Source organism: Streptomyces sp. NBC_01465 (assembly GCF_036227325.1).
Taxonomy (GTDB): domain Bacteria; phylum Actinomycetota; class Actinomycetes; order Streptomycetales; family Streptomycetaceae; genus Streptomyces.
Genome location: NZ_CP109467.1, coordinates 5,532,630 through 5,549,664, shown reverse-complemented (window position 1 = coordinate 5,549,664; position 17,035 = coordinate 5,532,630). Strand labels below are relative to the sequence as shown.

At 71.9% G+C, this 17,035-nt stretch carries 17 protein-coding genes; 5 read left to right on the top strand and 12 right to left on the bottom strand.

The window, feature by feature from the left end; all coding sequences use genetic code 11:
* Positions 1-72 precede the first annotated feature (72 nt).
* Together OG707_RS26170 and dapE are read right to left on the bottom strand one after the other, a co-directional pair.
* Positions 73-822, bottom strand: a complete 750-nt coding sequence (locus tag OG707_RS26170; RefSeq protein WP_329122401.1) for a TIGR00730 family Rossman fold protein — start codon at positions 820-822, stop codon at positions 73-75.
* 65 nt (positions 823-887) lie between these two features.
* On the bottom strand, positions 888-1,967 hold the full coding sequence (dapE, locus tag OG707_RS26165; RefSeq protein WP_329122400.1) for a succinyl-diaminopimelate desuccinylase: 1,080 nt from the start codon (positions 1,965-1,967) through the stop codon (positions 888-890).
* A 39-nt stretch (positions 1,968-2,006) separates the two neighbouring features.
* On the opposite strand from dapE, the gene OG707_RS26160 reads away from it, so the two are divergent.
* Both OG707_RS26160 and OG707_RS26155 read left to right on the top strand, forming a co-directional pair.
* On the top strand, positions 2,007-2,915 hold the full coding sequence (locus OG707_RS26160; RefSeq protein ID WP_329122398.1) for a hypothetical protein: 909 nt from the start codon (positions 2,007-2,009) through the stop codon (positions 2,913-2,915).
* A 317-nt stretch (positions 2,916-3,232) separates the two neighbouring features.
* Positions 3,233-3,697 (top strand): ATP-binding protein, encoded by a 465-nt coding sequence (locus OG707_RS26155; protein ID WP_329122396.1) that lies wholly within the window; start codon positions 3,233-3,235, stop codon positions 3,695-3,697.
* A gap of 91 nt (positions 3,698-3,788) precedes the next feature.
* Here OG707_RS26155 and dapC read toward each other — a convergent pair whose 3' ends face one another.
* A complete protein-coding gene (gene dapC, locus OG707_RS26150; protein ID WP_329122394.1) occupies positions 3,789-4,886 on the bottom strand; it encodes a succinyldiaminopimelate transaminase in 1,098 nt (365 codons plus the stop codon).
* Between the two features lie 86 nt (positions 4,887-4,972).
* Positions 4,973-5,299, bottom strand: coding sequence for a ferredoxin (gene fdxA / locus OG707_RS26145; protein ID WP_206959293.1), 327 nt, complete (start codon positions 5,297-5,299; stop codon positions 4,973-4,975).
* Positions 5,300-5,412: 113 nt separating this feature from the next.
* Here fdxA and OG707_RS26140 point away from each other — a divergent pair, with 113 nt between their 5' ends.
* Both OG707_RS26140 and OG707_RS26135 read left to right on the top strand, forming a co-directional pair.
* Positions 5,413-6,411 (top strand): GNAT family N-acetyltransferase, encoded by a 999-nt coding sequence (locus OG707_RS26140; RefSeq protein WP_329122390.1) that lies wholly within the window; start codon positions 5,413-5,415, stop codon positions 6,409-6,411.
* A 17-nt stretch (positions 6,412-6,428) separates the two neighbouring features.
* A complete protein-coding gene (locus OG707_RS26135) occupies positions 6,429-7,277 on the top strand; it encodes a transglutaminase-like domain-containing protein (RefSeq protein WP_329122388.1) in 849 nt (282 codons plus the stop codon).
* Here the strand turns inward: OG707_RS26135 and OG707_RS26130 are convergent.
* Positions 7,190-8,074, bottom strand: coding sequence for a helix-turn-helix domain-containing protein (locus OG707_RS26130; protein ID WP_329122386.1), 885 nt, complete (start codon positions 8,072-8,074; stop codon positions 7,190-7,192). The genes OG707_RS26135 and OG707_RS26130 overlap by 88 nt on opposite strands.
* A 49-nt stretch (positions 8,075-8,123) precedes the next feature.
* Here OG707_RS26130 and OG707_RS26125 point away from each other — a divergent pair, with 49 nt between their 5' ends.
* Positions 8,124-8,567, top strand: a complete 444-nt coding sequence (locus OG707_RS26125) for a DUF2000 domain-containing protein (protein ID WP_329122384.1) — start codon at positions 8,124-8,126, stop codon at positions 8,565-8,567.
* Positions 8,568-8,580: 13 nt separating this feature from the next.
* Here OG707_RS26125 and OG707_RS26120 read toward each other — a convergent pair whose 3' ends face one another.
* The 7 genes from OG707_RS26120 to OG707_RS26090 form a co-directional block, all read right to left on the bottom strand.
* Complete coding sequence (locus OG707_RS26120) at positions 8,581-11,061, bottom strand: ABC transporter permease (RefSeq protein WP_329122382.1); 2,481 nt, start codon at positions 11,059-11,061, stop codon at positions 8,581-8,583.
* Between the two features lie 159 nt (positions 11,062-11,220).
* Positions 11,221-11,451 carry a hypothetical protein gene (locus OG707_RS26115; protein WP_329122380.1) on the bottom strand — a complete coding sequence of 77 codons (231 nt, stop codon included), beginning with the start codon at positions 11,449-11,451 and terminating at the stop codon, positions 11,221-11,223.
* 46 nt (positions 11,452-11,497) lie between these two features.
* Positions 11,498-12,103, bottom strand: coding sequence for a response regulator transcription factor (locus OG707_RS26110; protein ID WP_443071393.1), 606 nt, complete (start codon positions 12,101-12,103; stop codon positions 11,498-11,500).
* A complete protein-coding gene (locus OG707_RS26105) occupies positions 12,100-13,185 on the bottom strand; it encodes a sensor histidine kinase (protein WP_329127973.1) in 1,086 nt (361 codons plus the stop codon). Before OG707_RS26105 ends, OG707_RS26110 begins: the two co-directional genes overlap by 4 nt.
* 62 nt (positions 13,186-13,247) lie before the next feature.
* A complete protein-coding gene (locus tag OG707_RS26100) occupies positions 13,248-13,988 on the bottom strand; it encodes an ABC transporter permease (RefSeq protein ID WP_329122378.1) in 741 nt (246 codons plus the stop codon).
* A complete protein-coding gene (locus OG707_RS26095; RefSeq protein ID WP_329122376.1) occupies positions 13,985-14,911 on the bottom strand; it encodes an ABC transporter ATP-binding protein in 927 nt (308 codons plus the stop codon). The genes OG707_RS26100 and OG707_RS26095 overlap by 4 nt, the downstream gene beginning before the upstream one ends.
* 133 nt (positions 14,912-15,044) lie before the next feature.
* Positions 15,045-17,009, bottom strand: coding sequence for a hypothetical protein (locus OG707_RS26090; RefSeq protein ID WP_329122374.1), 1,965 nt, complete (start codon positions 17,007-17,009; stop codon positions 15,045-15,047).
* Positions 17,010-17,035: the final 26 nt, after the last annotated feature.

Here is a 17,035-nt window from a genome sequence, read left to right as displayed (position 1 = left end):
CCCGGCTGTGCCCACCCGTTCCGCCCTGCGGAACGACTGCCCACAGCCGGGGGGCGTAGCGTCCGGCGCGTCCTACTTGGACGTTTCCTTCGTGACCAGGGCTACCGCCTCGTCCACGTCGTCCGTCACGTGGAACAGCAGCAGGTCCTTCTCCGACGCCTTGCCCTGGGCGATCACCGTGTCCCGGAGCCAGTCCACGAGCCCGCTCCAGTACTCCGTGCCGAACAGCACGATCGGGAAGCGGGTGACCTTCCTCGTCTGGACCAGCGTCAGGGCCTCGAAGAGTTCGTCCAGGGTGCCGAGGCCGCCCGGCAGGACCACGAAGCCCTGTGCGTACTTCACGAACATCGTCTTGCGGACGAAGAAGTAGCGGAAGTTCACGCCGATGTCGACGTGCGGGTTCAGCCCCTGCTCGAAGGGGAGCTCGATGCCGAGGCCCACCGAGACGCCCTTGGCCTCCCTGGCCCCCTTGTTCGCCGCCTCCATCGCGCCGGGGCCGCCGCCCGTGATCACCGCGAAGCCCGCGTCGACCAGGGCGCGGCCGATGCGTACGCCCGCCTCGTACTCCGGTGAGTCCGCGGGCGTGCGCGCCGAGCCGAAGACGCTGATGGCGCTGGGCAGTTCGGCCAGTGCGCCGAAGCCCTCCACGAACTCCGACTGGATGCGCATGACCCTCCAGGGGTCGGTGTGCACCCACTCGGAGTCGCCCTCGGAGTCGAGCAGCCGCTGATCGGTCGTGCCCGGCTGGACCTGCTCCCGGCGGCGTACCACCGGGCCGAGCCGCTGCTCGTCCAGGGCCTTCGCTCCCTCGGGGTTGTCCATGTCGTGCTCCCTCCGCTGTGCGTGTCAGGTCAGCGTAGGCGGAGGGGCGTTACGAACAGCGAAACTTATGCCGTCAGCCAGGCGTGGAGTCGCGTCTCGCACTCGGCGATCAGCGACGCCTTGACCCGCTCGTCGCGCTTGTGGGCGAGCAGCGGGTTGCCCGGGCCGTAGTTCACGGCCGGGATGCCGAGCGAGCCGAAGCGCGCCACGTCCGTCCAGCCGAACTTGGGGCGCGGGGTGCCGCCGACCGCTTCGATGAACGCCTTGGCGGCCGGCTGGGTGAGGCCCGGCATGGCGGCGCCCGAGTGGTCGTCGACGATGAACTCGTCGATGTCGCAGTCGGCGAAGACCTCGCGGACGTGCGCGAGCGCGTCCTCGGCGGTACGGTCCGGTGCGTAACGGAAGTTGACGGTGACCGTGCAGGAGTCGGGGATGACGTTCTTCGCCTCGCCGCCCTCGATGCCGACCGCGTTGAGGCCCTCGCGGTACTCCAGGCCCTCGATCACCGGCCACCTCGCCTCGTACGACGCGAGCTTCGCCAGGATCGGTGCCGCGGTGTGGATCGCGTTGGAGCCCATCCAGCCGCGCGCCGAGTGCGCGCGCTCGCCCTTGGTCTTCAGCAGGACCCGCAGGGTGCCCTGGCAGCCGCCCTCGACCTCCAGGTCGGAGGATTCGAGTACGACCGCGAAGTCGCCCTTGATCCAGTCGGGGTGTGCCTCGACGACCTTGCCCAGGCCGTTGAGGTCGGCGGCGACCTCTTCGTTGTCGTAGAAGACGAAGGTGAGGTCGCGGTTGGGCTCGGGGACCGTCGCCGCGATACGCAGCTGGACCGCCAGGCCCGACTTCATGTCGCAGGAGCCGCAGCCCCAGAGCATGCCGTCCTCGTCCAGGTGCGAGGGGACGTTGTCCGCGATCGGCACGGTGTCGAGGTGGCCCGCGAGGATGACACGCTCGGCGCGGCCCAGGTTCGTACGGGCCACGACGTTGTTGCCGTACCGGTCGACGGTCAGGTGCGGGAGGGTGCGCAGCGCCTGCTCGACCGCGTCGGCCAGGGGCTTCTCGGTGCCGCTCACCGAGGGGAAGTCGACGAGCCAGGCGGTCAGCGCCGGGGCGTCCAGGGTGAGGTCGAGCGGGGTTTCGGTCATGGCTTCGACGATATCTCGGGCTCCAGTACGGTGGTCCGCGTGTCCAAGACCGCCTCCCTCCCCCGTCGCGGCCGCCTCCTGCGTATCGGAGCCGCCGTCGCCGTGCTGCTCGGTGTCGCCGGTTATCTGGTCGCGCAGTACGAGACCGGAGGCGGCGGCGCCCCCCGCTGCACGGTGACCTCGGCCGACGGGGACAGCTACCGGATGAGTCCGGAGCAGGCGGTCAACGCCGCGACGATCTCCGCGGTCGGCACCACCCGCGGGATGCCCGAGCGGGCCGTGACCATCGCGCTCGCCACCGCGCTCCAGGAGTCGGGGCTGCGCAATCTGAACCACGGCGACCGGGACTCGCTCGGCCTCTTCCAGCAGCGGCCCTCGCAGGGCTGGGGGACGGCGAAGCAGATCACCGATCCGGTGTACGCGGCCGGGAAGTTCTACGACCACCTCGCCAAGGTCCCCGGCTACTCGCGCCTCCCCCTGACCGTCGCCGCCCAGCGCGTCCAGCGCAGCGGTTTCCCGCAGGCGTATGCCAAGCACGAGCCCGATGCCGCACTGCTCTCCGCCGCCCTCACAGGACGGACCCAGGCGGCCGTGACCTGCTCGGCGGCGAAGGGCGCGACGCCCGGGGACGCGGCGAAGGTACGGACCGAGCTGGCCCGGGACTTCGGGCCCGGCGTGCTGCCCACGAACCGGGACGCGGGCAGCGGTCCGGTGCTCGTCCTCCCGGTGGCCTCGACGGTCGTGGCGGCGTCGACGGAGTCCACGGGCGGTCCGCAGCGGACGCAGCGCGGCTGGGAGCTCGCGCACTGGGCCGTGGCTCACTCGTCCGAGCTGCGGATCGAACGGGTCTCCTACGCCGGGCGGGAGTGGACCGCGGGTCAGTCGGGGAATGACTGGCACACGACGGACACGAAGTCGGACGGCGTACGCCTCACCCTGTCGAAATAGCACTCGGTCAGAGATCCGGTGCGTCACTCGGCGGTGGCACTCCCGCCCTGCCCGCAAGGCCCCGCGGAGGGCTCTCGGAACACCGCGCCCGTAATCGCCAATTCCCTTGCGGGCAAAGGGATCTGACGGTCCGACAGCACCCCTCGTTGTGGATCATTTGCCCGTTTTTATCCGCGGTCGATAATGCGACGCATTGCAAACTCTTTACGTTGCCGGACCGCAACCTCCCCCGCCCTTCCGGCTGTTGTCATGGCGTCCGGTCGACAGGACGCCACGAACCGCAGTGTCCTCAGTTCCCTCCCGTACCAAGGAGCATCATGTCCCTCCCCCTGACCCGTCGGATCGCCCGTGCCGCACTGCTCCTCGCGGCGAGCGCAGCCCCCGTGGTCGCGGCGGCCGGCTCCGCAAGCGCCGTGGACCTTCCGCAGGCCCCGAACCTGGGCGGTCTGACCGCCCTGGACGGCGGCGGCCTCGGTGACACCGTCGACGGTGCCGCCCAGAAGGCCACCGGGCTGGCGGGCGACGCCGGCAGCAAGGCCGTGAAGAAGGCCGTCCCGACCGCGGGCAAGACCCTCGGCAAGGCGGGCAAGACCGCGACCCCCGCCGCCCAGAAGGCCGCCGGTGACGCCGCGGGCAGCGCCGCCGACATCCTCGGCGAGACCACCAAGTCGGCGACGGACGGCGGCCTTCCGGTCGGCGGCCTGCCCACCGGTGGCGGCCTCCCGGTCAGCGGTCTGCCCTCCACGGGCTCGCTGCCGGTCTCGGGCCTGCCGCTCGGCTGAACAGCCCCCTGAGTACGGGAGAGGGCCCCGGGAGCACGAACTCCCGGGGCCCTTTCCCGTGTACGTGTACGGGTACGAGAGCGGGCGGGCGCTAGCCCAGCCGCTTCACCGCGGCCTCCACGCGCTCGTCGGTGGCCGTCAGCGCCACCCGTACGAACTCCGCGCCCGCCTCGCCGTAGAAGTCCCCCGGCGCGACCAGGATGCCCAGCTCCGCGAGGTGCGCCACGGTGTCCCAGCAGCCCTCGCCGCGCGTCGCCCAGAGGTAGAGGCTCGCCTCGCTGTGCTCGATGCGGAAGCCGTGCGCCTCAAGTGCCGTACGCAGCACGGTCCGCCGGGCCGCGTACCGCGCCCGCTGCTCCTGCACATGCGCGTCGTCGTTCAGCGCGGCCGCGGCGGCGGCCTGTACGGGGGCGGCGGTCATCATGCCGCCGTGCTTGCGGATCTGCAGCAGCTCGCCGACGATCTCCGCGTCACCGGCCAGGAACGCCAGCCGGTAGCCCGCGAAGTTGGAGCGCTTGGAGAGCGAGTGAACGGCGAGCAGGCCCTCGTACGTACCGCCGCAGACGTCCGGGTGCAGGACCGAGACCGGGTCGGCCTCCCAGCCCAGCTCCAGGTAGCACTCGTCGCTCGCGATGAGGACGCCGTGCTCGCGGGCCCACGCCACGATCCGTACGAGCTCGTCCTTGGACAGGACCCGACCGGTCGGATTCGAGGGCGAGTTGAGCCAGAGCAGCTTGAGGTCGGTGGGGTCGAGCTCGGTCGGGTCGTCGTAGACCACGGCCTCCGCGCCGCAGAGCCGCGCGCCGACCTCGTACGTCGGGTACGCGAGTCGCGGGTAGGCCACCTTGTCGCCCGCGCCGAGACCCAGTTGCGTCGGCAGCCACGCCACCAGCTCCTTGGAGCCGACGATCGGCAGCACGTTCGTGTGGCGCACGTCGACCGCGCCCAGCCGCTTCTCGCACCAGCCGGTGATCGCGTCCCGCAGCTCCGTGGTCCCCCACACCGTCGGATAGCCCGGCGAGTCGGCGGCCGCGATCAGCGCTTTCTGGATGACGGCGGGGACCGGGTCGACGGGCGTGCCGACCGACAGGTCGACGATGCCGTCCGGGTGGGCCTTGGCCGTCGCCTTGTACGGCTCGAGCTTGTCCCAGGGGAAGACGGGGAGACGCGAGGAGACTGCGCTGCTCACGGGGGTGCTCACTTTCGCTGTCGTACGGGGAAACACCAGAGCCCCGCACGGCGCGCAAGCCGTACGGGACCCTGGGCGATGTCAGCTCAGCCGGGCTGGTTCTGCGGCGGCAGCGCTGCGATGAAGGGGTGGTCGCGCTCGATCAGGCCGAGCTTGGAGGCACCACCGGGCGAGCCGAGCTCGTCGAAGTACTCGACGTTCGCCTTGTAGTAGTCCTTCCACTCCTCCGGGGTGTCGTCCTCGTAGAAGATCGCTTCCACGGGACAGACCGGCTCACAGGCTCCGCAGTCGACGCATTCGTCCGGGTGGATGTACAAGGACCTGGAGCCCTCGTAGATGCAGTCGACGGGGCACTCCTCGATGCACGCCTTGTCCTTGACGTCGACACAAGGCTGCGCGATGACGTAAGTCACGCTGTCGTTCCTCCTCGGTAGGGCTGCTCTGCGCGGGAGCGCGGCGTCGTCGATGCCCGCCCCTAGTATCTCCGTTCCTGGGCACGATCCGAACAGGAGGGGCGGAGAGAGCTGTGGAATTCACCACCGGCGGACGGCTTGAAGTCCGAATTACACCTGATGACGTGGGAAAACGCGTATCGGTCAGGCAGTTCACCGACAACCCCGACGGAGGTGAGAAGTTCACCGACACGGTGGGTGTTCTCACATCCTGGAACGACGGTGTGCTGTCGATCACACGCAAGTCCGGCGAATCGGTCCGGGTTTCCGAATCGTCGCTGGTGGCGGGCAAGAGCGTACCGGCCGCTCCGGCGCGCCGCAGGGGTCCTTCCGCCGGATTCCCCGAGCTGGCGCGGGTGACGGCGCGCGCCTGGCAGCCGGTCGAGAGCGAGCCGCTGGGCGAGTGGGAACTGCGGGCCGCCGCGGGATTCACGCGGCGTGCGAACTCCGTGCTGCCGCTGGGGGACCCGGGGCGTCCGCTGCCCGAGGCGCTCCGTCACGTACGTGAGTGGTACGCCGCCCGGGACCTGCCCGCGTACATCCAGCTGGCCATGGGCAGCGAGGGCACCCAGGAGCTCCTCGCCGCCGAGCTCGCGGAGCACGGCTGGTCGAGCGAAGTCAGCGCGCTCGTACGGATCGCCGCGCTCGCGCCGATCGGCGACCTCGATGCGGACGTCTCACGGGTCGCGCTCTCGCGCGCCGTCGACGAGGCGTGGCTCTCGCGCTACAAGCGGTTCGGGACTCCGGGTCCAGAGGTTCTCAAAGTGATCGGCAGCGGTCCTTCCACCTGGTTCGCCACCGTGCCCGCCGCCGAAGGCGGTACTCCCGCTGCGATCGGCCGTTGTGTGGTCGACGGCCGCTGGGCCGGGTTCATGGCGATCGAGGTCGATCCGGCCGCGCGCCGCCAGGGTCTTGCGACCGCCGTGATGGCGGCGCTCGCCCGGCGCGCCCTGGAGGAGGGCGCCTCGGCGGCGTGGCTGCAGGTGGAGGAGGACAACAGCGGGGCCCGTGCCCTCTACGACCGCATGGGATTCGAGACCCACCACTCCTACCACCACTTCCGGTCCCTCTAGCCGGGTACGAGGCAGATATGCGCGAGGAATCCCCCGACACCCCCGAACAGGCCGATTGGCGGCGGGAGTTCGCCGACGAGGCACGTGCGGAGCGTCCCGACCTCGCGCAGCTCTGTCTGCTCATCGGAACCCAGGCCGATCCCGGCTTCGGGCAGGCGGGCATCGACGCCGCCCAGATCGAACTCGACCGGCTGGCGGGCCTGTTGCCCTTCGGGGTCTCCGGCGCCCGCTCCTGGGCGGTCGCGCTGGGCGAACTCCTGGGCACGGCAGGGGGGTTCAGGGGCGCTCCCGGCGACTACCAGCGCCTCGGCTCCTCGCTCCTGCACCAGGTGCTGCGCCGCCGCCGGGGACTGCCGATCCTGCTCTCCGTCGTCTGGATCGAGGTGGCGCGGCGTGCGGGCGCACCGGTGTACGGGGTGGCCCTCCCGGGTCATTTTGTGGTCGGCTTCGGCGCCCCCGACGATCTGGTCCTGGTCGACCCGTTCGACGGCGGGCGGCTGCTGACCGGCCAGGACGCGGGCCTGCTGGTGGCGGGCGCGACGGGCGCCCCGCTGGAGCCCTCGATGCTGGCCCCGGCCGAACCGCTCGACATCGTCCTGCGCATCCTCAACAACATCCGTGCCTGGGCGGCGACCCGACCCGAGCGCTCGGACGTCCAGCTCTGGGCGGTGGAGCTCTCCCTGCTGCTGCCGTCCCATCCTGCGCGCCTGCGCTACGAGCACGCTCAACTCCTGGTCCAGCGCGGTGACTTCCTGCGCGGGGCGGCGGAGCTGGAGGACTACGCGGACGTGGTGGCGGAGGTCGAGCCGGCGACGGCCGAGGTGATCAGGGGCCGGGCCAGGTCGGCGCGGGCCATGCTGAACTGACGGGCTCCGGTACGGGCGTAGCGGCCGGGGGCGATGCCCACGACGCGCTTGAAGTGGCGGGTCAGGTGCGACTGGTCGTAGAAGCCGGTGGCTGCCGCGACGTCCCCCACGGGCCGCCCGTCGAGGAGCAGGCGGCGGGCCCGGTCGACTCGGCGGGACGTCAGGTACTGGTGCGGGGCGATCCCGAAGGCGCCGCTGAAGGCCCGTACGAGATGGGTCGGATCGGCGTGCACGGTCCGCGCGGCCTCCTCCAGGGTGACCCCGTCGACCAGCCGTGCGTCGAGGAGTTCACGGAGGCGGCGGGCGACACCTCGGTCCGCCGCATCCGCCGCGGGGGCGAGCCCGGTCCTGAGGTGCCCGCGCAGCCGCTCCCCGATGAACGCCAGCCGGCTCTCCGCCTCCAGCTCGTCGCCGCGTACGGCGAGGGCGGTGTGCAACTGGGCGATGCGCTGCCGCAGTACGGGATCGACGAGATCGGGGCCGTCGACCGCGGGGCCGATGAGGTCCGCGCCGAGCACCGACAGGTCCAGGTAGATGACCCGCTTGCGGAAGCCGTCCGGGGTCGCGGGCGAGCCGTTGTGCGGGACCTGCGGCGGGAGCAGGGAGACGGTGTCGCCGGGGGTGCCGTGCTCGTGGCGGTCCAGGTCGTAGCGGACGGCCCCGTCGTCGACGATCAGCAGGGTCCAGGCGTCGTGGACGTGCATCGGGTAGGCGTGCTCGGTGAAGTGGGCATGGAAGACCTCGACGACACCCGCGACCGGGGGGCGCCATGCGGAGATCTCCTGCCGGGCCACCATGCAAAGAACGTACAAGACGGCGGGAAGGGGCGTTCGGCAGTCTCAGTACATGACCACCGACAACGCCACCGGCTCCGCCCCCGTCCGTTTCGACACCAAGATCGCCGTGCTGCTCCGGGACGACCTGGAGACGTGGCAGCGGCTGAACGTCACCGCCTTCCTGGTCAGCGGCCTGGGCACGGTGATCCCCGAGGTGATCGGCGAGCCGTACGCGGACGCCGACGACACCGCGTACCTTCCGATGTTCCGCCAGCCGGTCCTGGTCTTCGAGGGCTCGAAGGAGACGCTGACCGCCGCGCACGCCAAGGCCCTCGGCCGCGGGCTCCCGGTGTCGGTCTTCACCTCGGACCTGTTCGCCACGGGCCACGACGCCGACAACCGTGCGGCGGTACGGGCCGTGGGCAGGGACCACCTCGACCTGGTGGGGATCGCGGTGCACGGGCCGCGCAACGCGGTGGACAAGGCGCTCAAGGGCGCGCGGATGCACCCGTGACCGCTCGCCGCTGTCAGCCCTGCCGGACCCTGAGCGCCGCGCGCGCCGGGAGGGTGACCGCGAGGAGGGCGAGGCCCACCGCTGCCGCGGCGAAGGAACCGTAGACGAGCGGCGGTACGTACGGAGCCTCGCCCGTCAGGCCGCGCACCATCGGGACCAGGGTGGCCGCGGCGATGGCCGTGCCGAGGACGACGCCGGCGACCGCCACCAGCAGGCCCTCCCAGCGCAGCATGCCCATCACCTGACGCCTGGTGGCGCCGACGAGACGGAGCATCGAGAGCTCGCGGCGGCGGTCGAAGACGGTCATCACCAGGGTGTTGACGGCGGCGACCGCGGCGAAGCCGCCCAGGACCCCGGCCATCGTGTAGTTGGCCCAGGCGTTGAGCTCGGCGTCGGTGCTCTTCTCGAGCGCGTAGCCGGACGCGTCGGTGACTTTGCCCAGCGGGGCAAGGGAGTTGGCGTCTCCGCCGCGTACCAGCAGCGTGGAGTCGTAGGGCGCGGTGACGTGGGCGGCCAGGGCGGCGCGGTCCATGGTCACGGCCGGGAGGCCGAGCCCGCGGCCGTACACGGCGACGACCTCGGGGCTGGTCCTGGTGCCGTCCGGAAGGTACATCGGCAGCTTGTCGCCGACGGTGACCTTCGCCGATGCGGCGAGCATCTTGTCGACGGCGATGCGGCCCTGGCCGACCTGGTCCAGGCTGCCACTGCGTACGTCGAGATCCTGCACCTTGGCGAGCTGCGCACCCGATCCCGAGATGCCCTGGGTCGCCGAGCCCTGCAGATAGCGGTCGCCGCCGGAGCCGACGGGCACGAGCACCTGCGCGTCGAGCAGGCCCACGGCCGCTTCGACGCCCGGTGCGCGGGCGGCCCGGTCGACGGCTTCGGCGGGGAGCCCGGCGGGGTGCGTGACGACGTGGTCCGCCGTGACACCGGCGGCCAACTGCCGGGCGGCGACGTGGCTTTCGCTCGTGTGCATGAAGGCGAGCGTCGAGGCGAAGGCCATGGCCAGCACGATCGGGGTGATCGCGGAGGCCAGACGGCGGGCGTTCGTACGGGAGTTGTCGGCGGCGAGCGTGGCCGCGGCGCCCCGGCCGCGCAGCGGGAGCCCGAAGAGCGCCACGCACAGCCGGGCCACGAGGGGGCCGAGCAGCGCGACGGCGAGCATGAACAGCATGACGACGCCGAGGGCCGCGTTGGCCGCGTCGTCCCCGGCCGAACGGGCGGCGAGGCCCGTGAGGAAACCCCCGCCGACGAGGGCTGCCACGCCCAGTACGGTACGGATCACGCCCGGCCGCAGCCGCTCCACCGACGCCTCGGCGAGCGCCTGGCCCGGCTTGGTCCTCGCGGGCCTGCGCCCGGCCGCCCAGCCGGCGACGAGCGCGGTGAGCAGCCCCGTACCGACGGCAGCGACGAGCGGGATCCACGAAACGTGCAGCTGGACGGCGTCGGGGACGGCCCCGCGGTCCTTCAACTGCCCGAACCACCAGTGCGCGAGCCCGATCCCGGGCAGACAGCCGACCAGCCCGGCGAGCGGCGCGACGAGCAGCGCCTCGGAGGCGACCGCGCGGCGGATCTGGCGCGGGGTGGCGCCGACGGCGCGCAGCAGCGCGAACTCGCGGGCGCGCTGGGCGACGGAGAGCGCGACGGTGCCGGACGCCGTGAAGACGGCGACCACGGCGGCGATCCCGCCGAAGGAGCCGCCGAGTCCGGTGAGCATCTCCTTGGCGTACGCGAGGCCGTGGTCCTCGACGGCGCCGCGGTCGTCGCCGGTGTGCACCTGGGCGCCGGACCCGGCAAGCGCCTTCTCGACGCCGGCGGCGAGGGCGTTGGCGTCCGTCCCGTCCTTCGCGAGGACGGCGATGGCGTCGGCCTTCCCGGGATGCCCGGCGAGGGCGGAGGACTGGGCGTCGGCGAACCACCCGGTGGGCTGCCCGCCCGCGTCGCCCGACCCGGCCTTCGCGAGCCCGGAGACGCGGAAGTCGGCGCGCCCGGCGGGGGTTTCGAGCGAGACGGTGTCGCCGACACGGGCCTTCGCCGAGGCGTCGAGGACGACCTCGCCGGTACGGGGTGCGGCGCCGGAGGTGAGCGCGGCGCCGGTGAAGGCGTGCGACCCCCACCCGTGCCCGGTCAGCACGGAGCCGCCCTGGCGTACGGGAAAGGTGTAGTCGGCCACGGCGGCTTCGACGCCGGGGGCGTGGGCCGCCTTGCCGGCCAGCGAGGCGTCCACGCGCGCGGTGTCCGGCAGCGGGACCGCCGACTCGGAGCGGCTGTCGCCGCTGCCGGTGACGAGGTGGGCGTACTGGTCCGCGGCCGCCACGACCGGCGCGTTGGCGTACCGCTCGGCGGGCACGGAGGCGCGGGTGCCGGTCTCGAGGAGGATGCCGCAGGCCGAGACGATCAGCGCGGCCATTATCAGCGCGACGAAGGTCCCGGCGAACGAGGCGGGCTTGAAACGGACGGCCGCGCGCGCGAGCCCGTTGGGGACAAAGCTCACGCCACTGCCCCTGCCGTCTGCTGTGTGCCGCCGTGCAGCCGCATGTCCGTCCTCCGCGATCTTTTCGAGCCGATACCTCGAAGCTACGGATCACGGGCATTGCGGACCATGGCGGCTGCTGGCGGATCAGGGGTGGGGATAACCCGAGGCCGGACGGGGTCAGGCGGTGGCCGGCTCGCGGAAGTAGCCACCGACCGGGCCGTGCGGCATCCACAGGGTCGTGCCGTGGCGTCGCCCCCAGCGGCGGAGGTTGACGAACCAGGCGGCGATCGGCCCCGCGACCGTCAGCGCTACGGGGAACATCACCTGGTCGAACAGCGGCCGGCCCTGCGGGTTGTCCCCCGCCCCAGTTCGTTCACGGTCCGCGCACACGCGTGGCAGGAAGATCAAACAGCGGTGCATGATCACGAACAACCATCAGCAGGTCAGACCGAGGTCAAAGCCAGCCCTTCTCGCGGGCGATCCGCACCGCTTCCGCCCGGTTGCGGGCCGTCAGTTTCTGGATGGCCGTCGAGAGGTAGTTGCGGACCGTGCCCTGCGACAGGTGCAGCGCCTCCGCCAGTTCCGCGTTCGTCGAGCCGTCCGCCGCCGCACGCAGTACGTCCCGCTCGCGATCCGTGAGCGGATTCGCGCCCTCCGCCAGGGCCGCCGCCGCGAGTGTGGGGTCGATGACCCGCTCCCCCGCGAGGACCTTCCGTACCGCCGCCGCCAGTTGGGCCGCCGGTGCGTCCTTCACCAGGAACGCCGACGCCCCCGACTCCATCGCGCTGCGGAGATACCCGGGCCGCCCGAACGTTGTCAGGACCACCACCTTCAGCTCCGGGAGTTCGCGCCGCAGCTGCGCCGCCGCCTCGATGCCCGTCATCCCCGGCATCTCGATGTCGAGCAGCGCCACGTCCACCTCGTGGGCGCGCGCCGCCTCCAGGACCTCGTCGCCGCGCGCCACTTGGGCGACGACCTCGAAGTCCGGTTCCAGACCCAGCAGGGCCGCGAGTGCTTCGCGGACCATCGACTGGTCCTCGGCGAGCAGGAGCCTGATCATGAACCGGATTTTAGGGGGACACGGGCCGTGAGCGTGAAGCCCCGGGACACCTCGGTCTCCAGCGTGCCGCCGACCCCGGCGAGGCGTTCGGTGAGGCCCGTGAGGCCGTTTCCGTAGGCCGCGGGCGCGGCGCCCCGGCCGTCGTCGTGCACCGAGAGCGCCAGGTGGCGGCCGTCCAGCGTCTGGCGCGGGGCGAGCGTGACGGTGCAGGTGCGGGCCCCGCTGTGCCGTACGACGTTGGTGATGGCCTCGCGCAACGCCCAGGCGAGCGCCGCCTCGCGCTCCTCGGTGAGGTCCAGGGGGCCCGGGTCCTCGGGAACCGTCGCGGTGATGCCGGCTGCCGCCAATGCCGTACGGGCGCCCGCCAGTTCGCCGGGGAGCGTGGGGCGCCGGTAGCCGGTGACGGCGCTGCGCACGTCGGTCAGTGCCTGGCGGCTGACGCGCTCGATGTCGGCCACCTGCTGGGCCGCCCGGTCGGGGCTGTCGGGCAGCATGCGGCCCGCGAGCTCGGACTTGAGGGTGATCAGGGAGAGGGAGTGGCCCAGGAGGTCGTGGAGGTCGCGGGCGAGGCGGAGGCGCTCCTCGTTGGCGGCGAGCTGGGCGACCGTGGCGCGCGCTTCCTTCAACTCCACCGTCGTACGGACCAGTTGGCGCACCCCCGTCATCGCGAAGCCGCCCAGTACGGCGGGGACGAGGAGCGGGGTGACGACCTTGGCCGGGTGGTCGTCGAGGAGGGAGACGAGGACCATCACCCCTGTCGTGGCGAGGATCGCCCAGCGTGCGATACGGATCGGCAGGACCGCGCCGGCGCCCACGGCCACGTACACGAAGAGCACCAGCCAGGCCGAGCCGAGCGTGAGCGACATCGTGAGGGCGAGGGCGCCGAGGAAGGCGAGCGCACCGTAGACGCGGTCCGGGGAGAGCAGCCGGGCGGTCTGGCGGAAGACCAGGACCAGGTAGGCGGCGACGAAGACGACGAGGCCGGCCCAGCCGAAGACCTCCTCGGCGCCGGTGTAGTCGTCGCCGAGGAGCTTGCTGATGGGCGCGCCCATGAAGATCAGCCAGACGCCGATCCAGAGCATCTTGCGCGCGGCCTCCCGGCCGGACGTGGGCGTCCGGCCGATCCCGATCTCGCGTTCGGTGCTCACGCCTTCAGGGTGTCCTTGCGGTAGAGGTAGGCGGCGCCGCCCGCGAAGAGCAGGAAGTAGGCGAAGAGGATCGCCACGTCCTGGGCGTGCGGGGCGTTGCCCGTTTCGATGGCCTGGCCGAGGGCCGCGTAGGCGTGGGTGGGAAGCCACTTGATGATGTTCTGCGCCCAGTCCGGCCAGGTCGCCGTCGGGAACCAGAGACCGCCGGCCATGGAGAGACTGAAGTAGATGATCATCGTGATCGGGCGGACCGCGTCACCGCTGGCGATGTAGCCGATGGCGACACCCAGGGCCGCGAACACCAGGCTGCCTGCCCAGATGGCACCGGTGAGCGCCACCCACTGCCAGGCGTCGAAGCGCACGTCCTTGAGCACGGCCGAGACGACGAAGACCACGACGATGCAGGGCAGCGTGACCACGGCCGCGCTGGCGATCTTCGCGAGGACGTAGCCGCGGCCGGGCAGCGAGGTGAGGCGCAGTTGGCGGACCCAGCCCTTCTCGCGCTCCTTGGCGATGCGTTCGCTGTTGCCCATCAGGACGGCGGTCAGCGCGCCGAAGGAGGCCATCGCGACGACGTAGAAGTTCTGGAAGGTCAGATCCGTGCCGGGGATCTTGTCCGTGGGGGTCTTCGAGGCCGAGAACAACAGATAGATGATCGACGGGTAGAGGATCGAGAAGAACATGAACTTCTTGTTCCGCAGGGTCCGCGTGATTTCGAGCCTGATGAGCGTGGTCATGCTGCTTTGGCCTCCTCGGCCTCGGTGATGGCGACGAAGGCCTGCTCCAGGCCGAGGCCCGCGACTTCGAGGTTGCGCGGGTAGAGGCCGAGCGAGTAGATCGCGTGGACGGTCGCGTCCGCGTCCGTCGACTGGATGCGGACCGTACGGGCCGACACGTCGAAGCTGGTGAGGAACGGGAGTTCGCGCAGCGCCGGCTCGTCGATCACGCCCTCCAGGTCGAAGGCGATACGGCGCGCCCCCGCCTTCGCCTTGATCTCCGAGGCCGTGCCGTCGGCGAGCAGCCGCCCCTTGTGGAGCACCAGCACGCGGTCGGCGATCGCGTCGGCCTCCTCCAGGTAGTGCGTGGCGAAGAGGACCGTGCGGCCCCGGTCGGCCTGCTCGCGCATCGTGGCCCAGAAGGCCTGGCGGGCGGTGACGTCCATGCCGGTCGTCGGCTCGTCGAGGACGATCAGGTCGTTGTCGCCCGCGGTGGCGAGCGCGAAGCGCACCCGCTGTTCCTGGCCGCCGGAGAGCTTGTTGACCTTGCGGTCGGCGATCTGGTCGATTCCGGCCCGGCTGAGGACCTCGTCGACCGGGTGCGGTTTGCGGTGCAGGTCGCAGGCGAGTCTGACGATCTCGCGGACCGTGACCTCCTCCATCAGGCCGCCGCTCTGCAGCATCGCCCCGACGTGTCCGGCCGCGATGGCCTCGGTGGGTGTCGTACCGAAGACGGTGACCGTGCCGGTGTCCGCGGGACGCAGGCCGAGGAGGAGGTCGAGGGTGGTGGACTTGCCCGCTCCGTTGGGGCCGAGGAGGGCGACCGTCTCGCCCGGGTGGAGGGTGAGCGAGAGGTCGGCCACGGCGCGTACGGTGCCGTAGCTCTTGTTGACGTTCTCGAAGCTCACCACGGACGACGCGGTGGGAGCGGGTTGTGTGGTCATGGGGACAAGGTTCGCTCAGCGGGGGCGGTGCGCGGCAGAGCCGCCTGTCGTGAGTCGGCGATGACAAATGTCATGGCGTACGCATGACGGAGCCCCCGCACCGTCAGGGCGCGGGGGCTCGGGTCGCCCGGGGTCAGGTGATCGTGACCGTACGGGAGGCCACGTCCGTGCCGAGCAGCGCCTTCTTCATGGCCGTGGCCACGTCGTCCGGCGTCACCTCGTGCTTCGTACCGCCCTGGTTGACCATGACGCCCTTGAAGACGCCCTCCAGGAGCTTGTCGATGGCGGCCTTGTCGTAGTGCTCGACGAGCTTTCCGTTGGCCGGGGTCACCGAAAGGATCTTCGGCAGGGAGCGCGCGGGGCCGAAGTCGATGCTCTTGCCGCCCGCCTTGATCTTGATCAGTCCGGACATCGCGGGCTCCGCGAACTCCTTCATCTCCCGGTCGAGCTCGGCCTGGGTGATCGTGGGCTGGCGTGCCGCGACGGGGAGTTCGACGGTGTTGGCCTGCCCCGTCTCGACCTGGTTGCGGTAGGCGTCGCGCACCGAAATCATCGAGCGGCTCACGTCGAGCGACTTGCCCGCCTTGCCGGGTACGGCGACGGCCTTGCCGGGGACGAACTTGATCGTGCCCTCGGAGGCGGATCCCGAGACGCCCGCCAGATCGTTCAGGGCGACGGAGAGCTTCTCGTCGTCGACCTGGATCACCGGCTCGACGACGCGCTCCTGGCCGAAGAGCGAACCGATGACGGAGACGGGGTTGTAGTCGCTGCCCGCCGCGTTGCGGACGGTCTGCTGACTGTCCAGCGTCAGGCCGGACTTCTCCGGGAAGAGCTTCGTCTTCTTGCCGTCCACGGTGAGCTGGATCGGGTCGTTGATGCGCTTGCCGAGGGCGGCGTCGAGCTTGTTCGCCGCTTCCTCGCGGGTTCCGCCGCCGATGTCGACGCCGAGGACCGTGGTGTTGGTCGGTACGTCGGAGTGGTTCATCAGCAGGCCCGCGCCATAGGCGATTCCGCCGACGACGACCACGGCGACCGCGAGCAGGACCAGCTTGGAGCGGCCCTTCTTGGCGGGCTTCGCGGCGGGACGGGGCGCGGCGGGTGCCGCCGGGGCCGCGTCCGGCGCGGGTGCCTGGTTCTGTGCCATCGGGGGGTCGGGCAGCCGCGGCGTCATGTCGGGCCCGGTGGGACGGGGCCCCTGCGGGCCGCCGGGGCCGCCGATACCGGCGGGGCCGCCCTGGCCGAGGGGGCCGGGCGGGAACGGCGAGCGGCGGTCCGCGGGGACGACCGGGATGCCGCTGGTCAGCGTGTCGCCGGAGACGTTGCCGCCGGCGGGCGGACCGGCCGGGGATCCCGTGCCCGTGGGGGCGGGGGCGGCCTTCTGCGGAGTGAGGACGGCCGTGTCGTCGGACATCTGCGGCGCGGGCGGCGGCGGGGTGGCACCCCGGGGAGGCGCACCCTGACCCGGGCGGGTCGGCAGGTCGGGACGTACGACGGTCGGCTTCATCATCGGCGCCGCACCGGTGGCGGGGCCGGTGGTGGGCCCGGCAGGACCGGCGGACGGGCCACCAGGACCGGCGGGACCGCCGGGACCGGACGGACCCGGCGCGGGCCGGCCGCCGTTGCCCGTGGGCTCCGAGAAGTACGGAACGCCCGCCGGGGGCGCGGCCGGAGCAGGTGCGGGCGCGGGCGCCGGAGCCGCGGGCGCGGCCGGACCGGACTTGCGCGGGGCGAACCAGTCGCTGGTCGGCTTCTCCTCGGCGGCCGCGGGCGCGGGCTCCGGCGCGGGCGCCGGCTCCTCGACCGCCTCGGGCCGGGGCGTGGAGCCCGTGCGCTCGCTGCTGGGACCGCCGTCCACGTCGCTCATGGGCGTCCGCATGACGACCGGCGGGATCGGCCGCGATCCGGGGATGTTGATCCGGATACGCGTCGTCAGCGTGGTCTCGGTCTTCGGCTCTTCCGGCAGCGGCGAGGGCGAAGGAGCCGGAGCCGCGGCGTCTTCAGGAGACTGGCGGGTTCCGTACGGCGGCGTACCCGAGGGGTACGCGGCTCCGCCACGCCCCTGGGGGCCGGTGGACGAACTGTCAGTTTCACGACTCAAGGCAGGTTCTCCCGGTTGGCTCCGCC

Excerpts from the sequence above, each read along its gene's own strand:
- OG707_RS26170 (WP_329122401.1), bottom strand. The coding sequence starts at position 822 with ATGGACAACCCCGAGGGAGCGAAGGCCCTGGACGAGCAGCGGCTCGGC.
- dapE (WP_329122400.1), bottom strand. The coding sequence starts at position 1,967 with ATGACCGAAACCCCGCTCGACCTCACCCTGGACGCCCCGGCGCTGACC.
- OG707_RS26155 (WP_329122396.1), top strand. The coding sequence starts at position 3,233 with ATGTCCCTCCCCCTGACCCGTCGGATCGCCCGTGCCGCACTGCTCCTC.
- OG707_RS26135 (WP_329122388.1), top strand. The coding sequence starts at position 6,429 with ATGCGCGAGGAATCCCCCGACACCCCCGAACAGGCCGATTGGCGGCGG.
- OG707_RS26130 (WP_329122386.1), bottom strand. The coding sequence starts at position 8,074 with ATGGTGGCCCGGCAGGAGATCTCCGCATGGCGCCCCCCGGTCGCGGGT.
- OG707_RS26125 (WP_329122384.1), top strand. The coding sequence starts at position 8,124 with ATGACCACCGACAACGCCACCGGCTCCGCCCCCGTCCGTTTCGACACC.
- OG707_RS26110 (WP_443071393.1), bottom strand. The coding sequence starts at position 12,103 with ATGATCAGGCTCCTGCTCGCCGAGGACCAGTCGATGGTCCGCGAAGCA.
- OG707_RS26105 (WP_329127973.1), bottom strand. The coding sequence starts at position 13,185 with ATGCTCTGGATCGGCGTCTGGCTGATCTTCATGGGCGCGCCCATCAGC.
- OG707_RS26100 (WP_329122378.1), bottom strand. The coding sequence starts at position 13,988 with ATGACCACGCTCATCAGGCTCGAAATCACGCGGACCCTGCGGAACAAG.
- OG707_RS26095 (WP_329122376.1), bottom strand. The coding sequence starts at position 14,911 with ATGACCACACAACCCGCTCCCACCGCGTCGTCCGTGGTGAGCTTCGAG.